The organism is Thiothrix sp., from assembly GCF_028714775.1.
Classification (GTDB): Bacteria; Pseudomonadota; Gammaproteobacteria; order Thiotrichales; family Thiotrichaceae; genus Thiothrix.
Genome location: NZ_JAQTLS010000001.1, coordinates 254,734 through 269,046, shown reverse-complemented (window position 1 = coordinate 269,046; position 14,313 = coordinate 254,734). Strand labels below are relative to the sequence as shown.

The 14,313-nt window shown below is 56.0% G+C and carries 10 protein-coding genes; 8 read left to right on the top strand and 2 right to left on the bottom strand.

The features are described from left to right. Window positions 1-11 precede the first annotated feature (11 nt). The 6 genes from PHE17_RS01365 to PHE17_RS01340 all read left to right on the top strand — a co-directional run bounded on the left by PHE17_RS01365 (window position 12) and on the right by PHE17_RS01340 (window position 9,631). Complete coding sequence (locus PHE17_RS01365) at window positions 12-308, top strand: HypC/HybG/HupF family hydrogenase formation chaperone (protein ID WP_301014007.1); 297 nt, start codon at window positions 12-14, stop codon at window positions 306-308. Further along, complete coding sequence (gene hypD, locus PHE17_RS01360) at window positions 305-1,429, top strand: hydrogenase formation protein HypD (protein WP_301014005.1); 1,125 nt, start codon at window positions 305-307, stop codon at window positions 1,427-1,429. Before PHE17_RS01365 ends, hypD begins: the two co-directional genes overlap by 4 nt. A 173-nt stretch (window positions 1,430-1,602) precedes the next feature. Next, window positions 1,603-3,705, top strand: coding sequence for a TIR domain-containing protein (locus PHE17_RS01355; protein ID WP_301014003.1), 2,103 nt, complete (start codon window positions 1,603-1,605; stop codon window positions 3,703-3,705). Beyond that, window positions 3,699-7,925, top strand: coding sequence for an AAA family ATPase (locus PHE17_RS01350; protein ID WP_301014001.1), 4,227 nt, complete (start codon window positions 3,699-3,701; stop codon window positions 7,923-7,925). The genes PHE17_RS01355 and PHE17_RS01350 overlap by 7 nt, the downstream gene beginning before the upstream one ends. Before the next feature lie 38 nt (window positions 7,926-7,963). Beyond that, window positions 7,964-8,989 (top strand): hydrogenase expression/formation protein HypE, encoded by a 1,026-nt coding sequence (gene hypE, locus PHE17_RS01345; RefSeq protein ID WP_301014000.1) that lies wholly within the window; start codon window positions 7,964-7,966, stop codon window positions 8,987-8,989. 18 nt (window positions 8,990-9,007) lie between these two features. Next, entirely contained in the window at window positions 9,008-9,631 is a 624-nt protein-coding gene (locus PHE17_RS01340; protein WP_301013999.1) for a YkgJ family cysteine cluster protein, read from the top strand. Between the two features lie 64 nt (window positions 9,632-9,695). Here PHE17_RS01340 and PHE17_RS01335 read toward each other — a convergent pair whose 3' ends face one another. Further along, window positions 9,696-10,127, bottom strand: a complete 432-nt coding sequence (locus PHE17_RS01335; protein ID WP_301013997.1) for a hypothetical protein — start codon at window positions 10,125-10,127, stop codon at window positions 9,696-9,698. Between the two features lie 266 nt (window positions 10,128-10,393). Between PHE17_RS01335 and PHE17_RS01330 the strand changes: the two genes are divergently transcribed. Together PHE17_RS01330 and hypF are read left to right on the top strand one after the other, a co-directional pair. Beyond that, window positions 10,394-10,945, top strand: a complete 552-nt coding sequence (locus tag PHE17_RS01330; RefSeq protein WP_301013996.1) for a hypothetical protein — start codon at window positions 10,394-10,396, stop codon at window positions 10,943-10,945. Then, entirely contained in the window at window positions 10,942-13,314 is a 2,373-nt protein-coding gene (gene hypF, locus PHE17_RS01325) for a carbamoyltransferase HypF (RefSeq protein WP_301013995.1), read from the top strand. The genes PHE17_RS01330 and hypF overlap by 4 nt, the downstream gene beginning before the upstream one ends. A 3-nt stretch (window positions 13,315-13,317) precedes the next feature. On the opposite strand, the gene PHE17_RS01320 is transcribed toward hypF, so the two are convergent. Continuing rightward, window positions 13,318-14,301 (bottom strand): MDR family oxidoreductase, encoded by a 984-nt coding sequence (locus PHE17_RS01320; protein ID WP_301013993.1) that lies wholly within the window; start codon window positions 14,299-14,301, stop codon window positions 13,318-13,320. Window positions 14,302-14,313: the final 12 nt, after the last annotated feature.

The window sequence follows — 14,313 nt, the reverse complement described above, 5'->3', positions numbered from 1 at the left end:
GGAGCTTAACCATGTGCCTTGGCATTCCCGGCCAAATTACCGAAATTATCGACGCTGACAACCTGATCGCTAAGGTCGATGTCGGCGGGGTGAAACGCGAAGTCAACATTGCCTGCATCGTCGATGATACACACACGGTGGCAGATTGCGTGGGCGATTGGGTGCTGGTACACGTCGGTTTCGCCATGAGCCGCTTGGATGAGGAAGAAGCCGCCCGCACGCTAGCCTTACTGGCAGAACTCGGCGACATGCAAGCCGAACTCGACATGATGCGCCAAATGGAAAGCGGTACGGAGAGCGCCGTATGAAATACATCGACGAATTCCGCGACCCCGCCACTGCCCGCAAGTTAGTCGAGGAAATCAAACGCCTTGCCCCCGTCGCTCGTGGGCAACGCGAGATGCCGCTGCAAATCATGGAATTCTGCGGTGGTCATACCCACACCTTGTTCAAATATGGCATCGAATCCATGCTGCCTGCCGACATCGAAATGGTGCATGGTCCCGGCTGCCCGGTGTGCGTATTGCCGATGGCGCGGGTGGATGATTGCGTAGCGATTGCGGAACAACCCGGCGTGATCTTCACCACCTTTGGCGATGCAATGCGTGTCCCCGGTACGCGCAAAAGCCTGCTGCAAGCCAAGGCTGATGGCTGCGACGTGCGCATGGTGTATTCGCCGATGGATGCGCTGGCACTTGCCCGCAAAAATCCCGACCGCGAAGTGGTATTTTTCGCACTGGGATTTGAAACCACCATGCCCAGCACCGCGCTCACCCTATTGCAGGCGTACCGCGAAGGGCTGCAAAACTTTTCGCTGTTCTGCAATCACATCACCACACCTGCGACCATGCGGGCAATCCTCACTGACCCAGATTTGCGGCTGGATGGTTTCCTCGCACCCGGACACGTCAGCATGGTGATTGGCGCACAGCCGTATGATTTCGTGACCCGCGATTACCACAAGCCGTTGGTGATTACTGGCTTTGAACCACTCGATATTTTGCACGCCATGTGGATGTTGATGAAGCAGCTTGCGGAAGGCCGTTGTGAAGTTGAAAACCAGTATGCGCGGATAGTGCCGCAAGCGGGCAATGTCGCGGGTCTGAAAGCCATCAACGAAGTCTACGAAACGCGGGAACACAGCGAGTTTCGCGGCTTGGGGAATATTGGCGATGCGGGGATACAGATTCGGGAAACGTATGCGGCTTACGATGCGGAGAAGAAGTTTAAGCTGCAAGCTGCCGTCAGTACCCACGACCCGGAACACCTCAAATGTGCGGATGTGTTGCGTGGGGTGATGAAACCGTGGGAATGTCCGGCGTTTGCTAAGACCTGTAACCCGCAGACGCCGCTGGGGGCGCTGATGGTGTCGCCGGAAGGTTCGTGTGCAGCGTATTATGCGTATGGCAAACTGGCAAAACGTTCTTGAACTAGGATTTTTGGGATGGACAGGATTGGGGAATGCAGATGGGCAGGGCATCTGTTTCCTGACGATCCTTTAATCTTGTAAATCCCAGTTCAGACAAAAAACGGATTAGACAAGCAGCATAAAAACCCCTATAAAAACAGAATCCATTGCTCTAACGATTGCGAGCCAAAATCATGCCGAAAACCATCCTGTTTCTCGCCGCCAGCCCGACTGATCAGGCCAAGCTGCGGTTAGATGTGGAAGAGCGGGAAATTGGCGAAGGTTTACAGCGTTCCCGACTTCGCGATGAATTCATTCTCGTTAATAAACCTGCTACCCGCCCCAAAGATATGCTCCGCGCCCTGATGGAACACAAGCCGTGGATCGCTCACTTCAGCGGTCATGGTGGCGGTGATGAAGGTTTGGTCTTGGAAAATGACGACGGTCATTCCAGTAAAGTCCGGGGTGATTCCGAAGCTGCCCGCAGTCTGGGCATTGATACCTCCGCCCCGTTCGCCAGTCATAGCAAGCAATCCGCGCTGGACGAGATTTTCAGCCTGCTGGGCGGCAAAGTGGAATGCGTGTTGCTGAATGCCTGCTATTCTGAAGTGCAGGCGCGGGTCATCGCACAACACATTCCCTGTGTGATTGGGATGAAACAGGCTGTGGCGGATACGGCAGCGATCACTTTTTCAGCGGCGTTTTACGATGCGCTGGGCAGCGGTGAAAACCTAGAACAGGCGTTTTACTGGGCGAAAGCAGCGGTGCACATGGAACACGGTTCCGGGGCAGACATTCCGGTGATGTTTCTGCGTGGACAGATGGTGACGCAAGAGCCTGCTTCTGCCGAGTTACTGCCTGCCGATGCGACTACGCGGAGTGGTGGGGCGAAACAGCCTGCACCCGATTTCCAGTACGATGTTTTCATCAGCTACCGTTTCACTCAGCGCGATTGGGCGGAGGCGCTGGCGCACAATCTGGTGGCGCAAGGCTATAAGGTGTTTATTGATGCGTGGGAGTTATACGGCGGGCAGCATTTCACCCAAGTGATCGAACAGGCGTTGAAGGCTTCGCGCTGCGCCATCCTGATTGCCACGCCGGAAGCGGCGGATTCGGGTTGGGTGCAGCATGAATACGAAATGATGTTTAGCCTTGAGAAAAAGGCGACGGGTTTTTTCTTTATCCCGGTGGTGTGGGGCGAGTTCCCGGATTTTCCGTTTCTGGAAACGCTCCATGCGGTGGATTTTGGCGACAGTAATGAGGCCAAATACCGTGAGGCTTTCCAGCGGTTGCTGTCGGCTTTGCAGAAACAGGCTCCCGGCTCTGCACCGTATTTTGACGGCTTGCTGAAATTGCCAGTAGCGGCAGCGATTCCCGCAGCACCCGTGAAGCTGGCGCAGAAACAGCGTTCGTTTGTGGATGACATTTTCACCTACGTCGATGGCGGGATGCCGGTGATGGTGCTGGCGCAGGAGGGTTTCAATACCCAGCATTACGCGCAGGCGCTGAAGGAAAAGGCCGAGGCGCGTTACGGGGAAAACAATGTGCTGCACCTGTTCCCGCCTGCCAGCCTCAAGGCCAGCAGTGACCAGTATTTTGCACGGTTGGGCAAACAGTGCGGGTTTGAGTCCAACATCACCAGTAGTTGGGAATGGGCAGAGGCGCTGGAACAGCGTCTGCTGGATGGTGACGAGCTGTTCTTGCTAGTGACGGGGTTCGAGAATGGTGCGGAAGATGCGCGGCGCGATTTGGCGGGGGAATTGCGTGGCTTGATCGAAGCGCACCCGCTGGAGTTCCGGCTGGTGATGATCGGCGGTGAGCGCCTAGCGGCGATGAAATACGAGCAGGGCGCGATGTCATTTCTCAACAAGCTGGAGGAAGTGCCGTTGCCGTCGGTGTGCATGGAAGATGTGCGGGCGTTGTATCTGGCACGGCAGGGCGAATTGCCGGTCAGTGATGCGGTATTGGCGGAAGTGTTGGCGTTCAGCGGGCAACACCCGCGCTTGGTCGAAGCCTGTTTGCGGGCATTAGAACGCGGGCAAGACGATTGGCAAGCGGCAGTGATGGCAAGCAGCCTGCCAACCCAACTGTTTGCCCGCTTCCGTGAGGCGGCGGAACAGGGGGCAATGTGCGCCAACCTCCAACGCGAAGAACTGGGCTGGTATTCCACTTGGCCGCAGGATGCGCTGATACGGCGGCTGTATTGGCAAAACCTGCTGCGCGGCAATGACAAGGGGCGGTTGGTGTGGCGTTGTACGTTGATTACCCGGATTGGCAAGGAGTTGCTGGGATGTTGAAAAAAATCCTGCTGGTATTATTACTTAACCTGTTGTTCCCACTTACCTACGCTAGCCTCATCGATGACAATACTAGCCCTAGTCGCCCCGAAGAAAACCCTAAACCTATCCTTGATGCTCCGTCACTGCGCATCCCCGCCGCACCCGCCTATCACACCACCCTCAAGGAACTCGGCTACAAGGATGTGGACGACCTGCTCAAACAGACCCTGCAAGCGCAAAGCCGCGTGAATTCAGTGGCGTTTGACGGGGGGGGGCAACTGGCGTCCGGCTCCTCTGACGGCACGGTGAAGCTGTGGGATGTGAAAAACGGCGAACTCAAACAGACCCTGCAAGCGCAAAGCCGCGTGAATTCAGTGGCGTTTGACGGGGGGGGGCAACTGGCCTCCGGTTCGTATGACGGCACGGTGAAGCTGTGGGATGTGAAAAGCGGCGCACTCAAACAGACCCTGCAAGCGCAAAGTGGCGTGAGTTCAGTGGCGTTTGACGGGAGGGGGCAACTGGCCTCCGGTTCGTATGACGGCACGGTGAAGCTGTGGGATGTGAAAAGCGGCGCACTCAAACAGACCCTGCAAGCAGGCGGTTCAGGATATAGTCCTGTTGTTGTGGCGTTTGACGGGGGGGGACAACTGGCCTCCTACTCCTCTGACGGCAGGGTCAAGCTGTGGGATGTGAAAAGCGGCGAACTCAAACAGACCCTGCAAGCGCAAAGCGGCGTCTTGTCAGTGGCGTTTGACGGGGGGGGGCAACTGGCCTCCGGCTCCTCTGACGGCACGGTCGAGTTGTGGGATGTGAAAAGCGGCGAACTCAAACAGACCCTGCAAGCGCAAAGTCGAGTAAATTCGGTGGCTTTTGACGGTGGGGGGCAACTGGTCACAGGTTCCTCTGACGGCACGGTGAAGCTCTGGGATGTGAAAAGCGGCGCACTCAAACAGACCCTGCAAGCGCACACCGATTGGGTAAGGTCAGTGGCGTTTGACGGGGGGGGGCAACTGGCCTCCGGCTCGGATGACGGCACGGTCAAGCTGTGGGATGTGAAAAGCGGCGCACTCAAACAGACCCTGCAAACAGGCAGTCTAGTCTGGTCAGTGGCGTTTGATAGGAAGGGGCTACTCGCTTCGGGGTTAGATGACGGTTTAGTCAAGTTGTGGGATGTAGAAACGGGTGAATTGAAGAAAACTCTAGAGGCAAAGAGCCGAGTCCTCTCAGTTGCATTTGATGGGACAGGGATATTAGCTTCGGGTACAGATGATGCTACAGGAGTAGTTGAAGTATGGGACGTAGAAAGTGGTAGGCGAAAATATCTATTAGAAGATGGTGGCTTAGTAGGTGGCTTAGTATTTGATGGGAAAGGATCATTAGCTAACAGTTCGACGGATGGTAGGATTAGACTATGGGATGTGAAAACTGGATTACTCAAGCATGTGTTGCCAGTGTATGAAGGTGACATTGCTCGTCTAGGCGGCAGTGTGCCTATAGTATTTGATAATATGGGACAACTAATTTCCGGTTCGGATGGTAGTGCAATCAATCTGTGGGATGTAAATACAGGAAGTCTGAAAAAGTCTTTTCAGACACATCATGAGAGGGTAGTGTCATTAGGTTTTGATGGAAATGGGCATCTTGCTTCGAGTGGATTTGATGGCATAGTTGGGATATGGAATATACAAAATAGTGAATTACTTAATGTGCTAATTACGAATATTCGAGGTGATAATTGGGTAACAATTTCAAATGATGGTTCGCTCTTACGAGCTGATACTGACAGCCTGTATCTCCCTGTTCCCGATAGCAGTTCAGTCACTTGGAGTCTACAACTGGATTCCGGCAGTGTTGATTTACAGGCAGGCAAGGATGGTGAAGCCGCCACTTTCACCCTGAGTCTAACCAACACTGGTAGCCAACCCGTTCACCGCCCGCATATCCTGCCGATGGCTGATGCCGATGGAGTTTTGCAGGTGATCCCAGCCAATCCAGAGCCCACCTACCCGCAAACTGAAGCCATCTACTCCAGCACCTCCCTAATCCCACCCGGACAAACTATCAAACTGGCGGCAAGAATTATCCCGGCTACAGATAATCCTGCCAAATCCGGTCAATACACCTTGCCTATCAAGGTTGCAGTATCCGGCGGCGCAAGCAAGCAAGCCGATCTAGTGGTCAACCTTAAAACCCCGGATGTAGCTGTCACTGGCAGCGATTTCAGCAGCGACACCAACACCCTGAGCATCCAGCTCAAAAATCAAGGCACGGCTGACCTGCCCAAAACCGATTTTTACCTGACCGACCCACAAGGCGAACTTGACCTGCCGCGCCAGTCGCTGGAAACCATCCGCGCCCAGACCGATGCGCCGCCCTTGGCATTCACCCTGCCCAAAGACATCAGCCGCGAGCAGCGGGACCGTTTGCAACTGGAAATCCGCCCGATGCGCCCGCCGCTTTACACCCAATGGCGCGTACCGCTGGAAATCAACGCCATGCCCGCCCACCTGCAAATCCTGCTGGTGCTGGTAAGTCTTGGCCTGCTGGGTTTCACGGCCTTCTACTTCCGCCGCTATCGCCATCCGCTAGTGTTGGAACTGGGCGCACAACCACAAGCCCTGTACCGCCTGTCGCTGGAACAACTCCCCGAAGCCCACCAACGCCTGCAACAAACCGGGCGGCTTAACAGCGTCCTCGACACTGCCGAAGTCAGCCACGACAGCTTCAAACATGCGCTGGATTTCCAGCAGGCGAGTGCGGAACAAAAAGCCCAATGGCTCGCCATGCGGCTGGGTGGGCAGTTGACGAATGGTGGAAACGGAATCGCCAGCGAGGCTGGCTCCTACGAAGCCCCTCTTACTCCCCCCTTTGCCAAAGGGGGGCTGGGGGGGATTTTCTCCCTAAAACTCCCCCCCACCTTCCCCCTAAACGTAGACCGCCTCCTCCTCTACTTCCCCGCAGTTGATGCGCAGGATGTTTTCACCCACCTGCAAGCGATCCCCCAAGCCGAAGGCCGTATCACCCTGATCATCGGCGCGGATAGCGCCTACCAGCGCAAACTGCTGACCACAACAATGGACTTGAGCAACAAATACGTTGCCCCGCAGAGCAAACAAATCACCGAGCTACTGCTCAGTCCCCATGCAGAAACTGCGCTGGCAAAAATCATGTCCGAACAGCTTTCCCTTAAGCAAATTTCCCCTTACCAGATTGGCGGGGGCGTGAACAAAGAAGCCCTATTCTTCGGGCGGCGCGAACTGATTTCCCAGATCGTCAACCGCGACCCCGCCAATTACCTGCTGGTCGGTGGGCGTCAAATGGGCAAATCCACCCTGCTCAAGGCACTGGAACGCCGTTACGCTGACAACCCGCAGGTGCAATGCCACTACCACACGCTGTCCAACGAAGTCATGGTTCCACGCCTCGCCCGCGCCTTACAGTTACCCGATACCGACAGTGCCGAAACCTTCGCCGCCGTGCTGGAGCAACGCATCCGCGACACCGGCCAGCGCTACATCTTCCTGATCGACGAAGCCGACCGTTTCATCGAACACGAACAGGCACAAGGCTACCCCATTCTCAACGTGTTCCGCCGCCTCAGCGAACAGGGCAATTGCAGCTTCATCCTCGCCGGTTTCTGGCAGCTTTACCAACACGCGGTACTCGACTACCAGTCACCGCTACGCAACTTCGGCGAAGTGCTGGAAGTCGGCGCACTCGAACGCGATGCCTGTATCCAGCTTGCCATCCTGCCGATGCAAACCATGAGCCTCGGCTACGCCAGCGACGCCATTGTGCAAAACATGGTGCAAGCCTGCGGACAACGCGCCAACCTGATTGCTTACGTCTGCCACCAGTTGATCCAGAACCTGCCCGCCCAGCAACGCACTATTACTGCCGGGGACATCCATCAAGTACTAAGCAGCCGCGACATGGGCAAACGCTTTGAAGGCTGGTCAGTCGGCAACAATGAACAAGAACAGCGTTACGACCGGCTGGTGGTCTACTCCACCATCGGCAAGGAGGGTTTCAGCACTGGCGAATTGATCAAACAGCTTGAGGAACAAAATCTGGTGTTTGATGCCGCCGAACTGGAACGCACCCTGTCACGGCTGGAACTCGCCTTCATCCTCACCCGCGAAAGCAACCGTTGGCGTTACCGTATACCCTTGTTTGTGGAATACATGCAGGCGGATGACCCGGACGTGAAACTGGCGACACTGTTGAAACAGTGGTGAAATAGCCGAAAGCAATACAAACACACCAAAGGACTTTCATGAACCTTACCGGCACAATCACCCTCGCCCACGGCAGCGGCGGACGCGCCATGCACCAACTGGTCGACGACCTGATCCGCAGCACCTTCAGCAATCCTTTGCTGGAAGAGGGCGAAGACCAAGCCCGCATTCCTTTGGCGGAATTGGTGGCGCAAGGCGACCGTCTGGCCTTCACCACCGATTCCTACGTCGTCACCCCGCTGGAATTCCCCGGTGGCAATATCGGCACACTTGCCATCAATGGCACGGTCAACGACCTCGCCGTTGGGGGCGCAAAACCGCTATACCTGAGTTGCGGTTTCATTATCGAAGAAGGCTTGCCGCTAGAAACCTTCGCCCGCATTCTGCAAGCGATGCGCTTGGCGGCGGATGAGGCAGGTGTGCAAATCGTTACGGGCGATACCAAGGTGGTGCAACGCGGTGGCGCGGATAAGCTGTTCATCAATACCGCTGGCGTAGGCGTAATCCCGGCAGGTTTTAACCCTTCAGCAGGGCGGGCGCAAGTGGGCGATGCCATCATCGTCAACGGCTGGTTGGGCGATCACGGTGCGGCGATCCTCAATGCACGCGGCGATCTGGCGCTGGATGCCGATATTGAAACCGATTGCGCCCCACTCAACCGCTTGGTGGAGGCGATGTTTGCCGCTTGCCCCGACATCCACTGCCTGCGCGATGCCACCCGTGGTGGGCTGGCGACGGTGCTCAACGAATTCGCGGAACGTTCCGACGTCGATATGATGCTCAAGGAAGAAAGCCTGCCGATCCGCACCCCGGTGCGTGGCATGTGCGAAATCCTCGGCCTCGACCCGCTCTACCTTGCCAACGAAGGCAAATTGGTCGCAGTCGTCCCAGCGGATGCGGCGCAAGTCGTGTTGGAAGCGATGAAACGCATCCCCGAAGGTTATCATGCCTGCATCATCGGTACGGTAGCCGCTGGTGATGGGCATGTAATCCTGCAAACAGGTTTCGGCGGTGAGCGGATTGTTGATATGCTGCCGGGCGAACAGTTACCCCGCATCTGCTGAACGCACCCGGAGCAATGGATGAAAACCAAGAAACCCGCCTACGGCAAACCCCAGCGCCTGAAGTTTCCTGCCGATGAGGCCGCAAACCAGTGGCTGGGTTACGCCTTCGACGCTTATTACCGCGCTGACGTGGGTGTCGCCAAAGGTATACAGCAGGAAGAGCGTCAGGGCAGGAAACTCGCTTGCGCCAAAGGCTGTTCCAGTTGCTGCAAGAGCCACACCACCATTCCCATTTTTCCGTTGGAATTGCTGGGGCTGTATTGGTACGTCACCAAAATCATGCCCGCCGACCTGCGTTCCCGCCTCAAACCGCAACTTGCCAACCACGTTGCGGGAACGCAGTGCCCATTCCTGCTGGATGGTGCGTGCGCTGTCCACCCCATGCGCCCGCTGGCTTGCCGCCATTTCAACGTGTTTGATCAAGTCTGTGCGGAGGGTGAGGATGCTTTCTTTTCGCGCCGTGAAGACGTGCTGACCCCGTTGAAGTTCCATCAGGATGCCGCTTACGAAGCCATGTTACCGTTTCATGGTTTTGTGACGCCGGAACAGAAAAAGGCTGCGATGCAGCAGTCTTATGTGCAAAATCAAGCGCGGGTATTACAGGACGTTGACTGGGCGCATTTGGCGGCACGCATTGAATAGTAGGCTATTCTCAGAATGCCTGCTCCCCGGAGCAGTAATGCTTCCGGGGTAGGTGTAATGCTGCTTACTGCTTCACCCAGTTAATCATGCCAATATCGTAGGTGGAGGTGCGGTAGATGCTGCTGATGGTGTTCTTATCTGAGTTGTCCATTTGCCCAGAAATTGTGTAAACCGCGTAGTCAATGTAGCTGGTTTTAGCCGTTGTGAGAGTACCACTCACGGCACAAGTTGTGTTTACCGACAACTTGCCTGTTAATTTGGTGCTGAAGGTGCCAAGTCCTGTGCTAGTGGGGACAACAAAGCCGATACTTGACTTTGTAGCGTCAACAACCCCTGTTGAAGAAATGACTACAGTGCCTTTGGCAACGCCTTGAAAGTTATTATTAGTGCCGCCCAAGATAATCCATGTGCCAGCAAGGTTAGATGCGGCGCAAGCAGCAAAGACAGGTTGGGTAGACACTAATCCCAGCGCTAAACCGAGGATGAGTTTTTTCATGGTGTTCCTTTATTGTTGGATTGATTTAGGGGCTATGGACTCCATTTAAAGGCACTTGTTCAGGTGGCAGCAAGCGCTAGCCGACAAGTGGTGTAATGTGAGGCAAACGCAAGATTGATCTGATTATCCTGTTCGCACAGTATGGTTATTCACCTGCTAACCCTGATAGGGTCTATAAGGAAATCTTTGAATAGGCGAGCAATTTCAAGAAATTTCGCTCTATTTAAATGTACAATTAGCTATCCCAACCGCGAGGAAACCATTCAATGAAAACACTAATTACCACCTTAACCCTGACCGCCGCGCTCGGCTTTGCCCTGCCTGCCGTTGCTGCACCTGCCAAAATTGACAGCATTTACACCAGCCTGAAAACCACAGACTGCAAAACCCTCGAATTCAACGAAAACGAGGGTGGCTCGTACAAAGGCCGTTGCCCCGGCACGGCAGGCTATCAACTGTTGTCGATGGAAGGCGATTTGCGCCAATCCCTGACGGTGATTGACCCTAAGGGCAAAGAATTTCCGCTCGACCTGTGGACAAACGTGTCCGGCGGTTTTTCTGCCTTGGGTGAAAAAGCCGAATGGCGCGTGAAAAAAGAAGGCAGCAAAACCAAGCCTATCGCGCTGATCGTTCGTTTCAACGTCAGCGAAGACCCGGAAAAGCCGGAAAAAACCACGTCTTATCTGGTGGTCAGCAAAATTACCCCGACCGAAATTTGCGTAACAGATGTGGTTAAACCCAGCAGTAGCGCCAACGAGCAGGCACGTACCCTCGCAGACCGTGCAGCCAGCAAGGCATGTAAAACCCCGCCGCAATGAGTGCTTGCCGCATCCGCATAACCGGGCTGGTGCAAGGCGTTGGGTTTCGCCCCAACGTCTGGCGCTTGGCACAGGTGTGCGGGATCGTGGGGACGGTACGCAATGACAGCGCGGGCGTGCTGATTGAGGCGTGGGGGGAAAACTCCGCGTTGGCTGATTTCCAACAGCAATTACACTCCGATATTCCGCCGCTGGCACGGATCGACAGTATCCAAACCACCTCATTGGAAGCGTCTTGCCCACACGATGATTTCCGCATCGTCGCCAGTGTCGGGGGGGAAATCCATACGGGCATCGTGCCCGATGCGGCGATGTGTCCCGCTTGCCGCGCTGACATTTTTGACCCACAAAACCGCCGTTACCGTTACCCATTTACCAACTGTACCCATTGCGGGCCGCGTTTGAGCATTGTGCGTGGGATCCCCTACGACCGTGCTAACACCAGCATGGCAGCTTTCGCATTCTGTCCCGACTGCCAGCAGGAATACACCAACCCGGCAGATCGCCGTTTTCATGCACAACCCAATGCTTGCCCAGTTTGTGGCCCGCACGTGTGGTTGGAAGATATGCGTGGGCAAGGCATCGAACCCGCCGCAACCGAGCGTGATTGCATTGATACCGCCAGCCATTTACTACGTGAAGGCAAAATTCTGGCACTGATGGGATTAGGTGGTGTGCATCTGGTCTGTGACGCAACGAACGAAGCAACGGTAGCGGAACTGCGCCGCCGCAAACGCCGCCACCAAAAACCGCTGGCACTGATGGCTCGCGATGTGGATGTGATCTGCCAATATTGCCACGTGAGAGATGCGGAAGTGACGTTACTGCAAAGCAAGTACTCGCCGATTGTATTGTTAGAAGAAACCCCTCCTAACCTCCCCTTATCAGGGGAGGAACAAGACAGCAGCACCTTCTTGCTCCCTCCCTTGATAAGGGGAGGGTTGGGGAGGGGTTTCGGCTTCATGCTCCCCTACACCCCCCTGCACGCGCTGTTGCTCGAAACGTGGGATACGCCACTGATCATGACCAGCGCCAACCTCAGCGAAGAGCCGCAATGCATCACCGTGGAAGAAACCCGCCAACGGATGCAAGGCATCGCCGATTACCTGCTGCTGCACAACCGCCCCATCATCAACCGCGTCGATGATTCTGTCGCTCGCGTGCTGGTAGGCAAGCCCCGCGTCTTACGTCGCGCCCGAAGCTATGCCCCGGAGCCATTGCAATTACCACCTGAGTTCGCAAATGCGCCACCGCTGCTGGCGATGGGCGGCGAACTGAAAAACACCTTTGGTCTGTTACGTGATGGTCAAGTGGTGTTGTCGCAGCATCTCGGCGATCTGGAAGATGCGCGTACTTGGAAAGAGTATGAGCATACCTTGCGTCTGTATCAGCAATTGTTCGAGCACCAGCCAACCGCCATCGTCGTGGATAAACACCCCGGCTACCGCTCGACGCAGTTGGGGCAGCAATGGGCGCGGGAACAAGGCTTATCCTTGATCGAAGTGCAACACCACCACGCCCACGTCGCCGCTTGCCTCGCAGAAAACGGCTGGCCTCTGGATGGTGGCAAAGTACTGGGTATCGTGCTGGACGGTCTAGGCTACGGCGAGGACGGCCCAATCTGGGGCGGCGAGTTCCTGCTGGCGGATTATCGCGGGTATGAACGGGTAGGGCATTTCAAACCCACCCCCATGCCCGGCGGCACGCAAGCCATCCTGCAACCGTGGCGCAATACGTGGGCGCATTTGCACGCATTAGGCTGGGCAGATGTGGCAACACAGTTTGCCGAATTGGAACTGATCCAATTCCTCCAACAGCAACCGCTGGCAACCTTGGAAACCATGTTGGCTCGCGGCTTGAATTCCCCGCTGACCAGTTCCTGCGGGCGCTTGTTCGATGCCGTTGCTGCCGCGCTGGGATGCAGCCGCACTAAGATTAGCTACGAAGGCCAAGCTGCGATTGAACTGGAAGCCCTTACCCCGCCGGTACTGCTGGCGTATGTCGCAGGCTATCCGTTTGGTTTGGAGCGAAATGCGCAGGGTTTGTGGGAAATCGACCCCGCACCGTTGTGGTACACCCTGCTGCATGACTTGCAAACGGGCTACGACCGGGGCAGTGTGGCGGCGCAATTCCATCGCGGTTTGATGGATGTGTTGGTGGAAACTGCGCAGCGGCTGCGCAACGATTACCCCGATATTCAGGCGATTGCCCTATCCGGCGGGGTATTTCAGAATGCTTTGTTGTTCACGGGTTTGCTGGAAAAGTTGCAAGCCGTGGGGCTACCGATATTGACGCACTCCAACGTGCCGACCAATGACGGTGGCCTTGCCTTGGGGCAAGCTGCCATTGGTGCGGCACGTTATCTGTGATTTTTACTGCGACAGGTCAACCAGTACGCGACCCTGAATGCGTCCTGCCACGATGTCTTGCGCGGCTTGCGGCACAGCTTCCAGTGCAATGGTTTGACCGATGTCGTGGTAAGCACTTTCCGGCAATTCGGCAGCAAGGCATTCCCACGCACGGGTACGGCGCTCCAGCGGGCAACTGACGGAATCAACCCCGCGCAGGCTGACATTGCGCAAAATGAATGGCATGACCGTGGTATTCAGCTTGAAACTGTTCGCCAAACCACACGCAGCCACCGCCCCGCCGTAATTCATTTCGGCAATCACCCGCGCCAAAATATCGCCACCTACCACGTCGACTGCCCCCGCCCAACGTTGGGTTTCGAGTGGGCGGGCAGGCTGGCTCATGGTTTCGCGGCTGATGAATTCTTTTGCGCCTAAATTGGTGAGGAAAGCGTGTGATTCCGGGCGACCCGTTACCGCTACGACGTGGTAGCCACGTTGCGCCAACAGCAATACTGCCACACTACCCACGCCGCCCGCCGCGCCCGTCACCAGCACTTTGCCGGATTCGGGTTTTACCCCGGCTTCTTCCAACGCCATCACGCACAGCATCGCGGTGAAACCTGCCGTGCCAATGATCATGGCTTTACGCGCATCCAAGCCCGCAGGCATGGCAACCAGCCAATCCGCCTTGACCCGCGCTTGCTGTGCATAACCGCCCCAGTGCTGCTCACCCACACCCCAGCCTGTAAGGATCACGTGATCGCCGGGTTGGAATCGTTCGGAAGCAGATTCAGCCACCGTCCCCGCAAAATCAATGCCGGGAACCATTGGGAAGCTACGGATGATTTTGCCCGTGCCTGTAACTGCCAACCCGTCTTTGTAGTTGAGCGAGGAATAGGCAATATTGACCAGCACCTCACCTGCGGGTAAGTCGCTGGTTTCAAGCTGGCGGATGTCGGCGGTGGTGTTGCCGTCAGCTTGGTTGAGGACTAGGGCTTTGAACATGAGTTTCTCCTG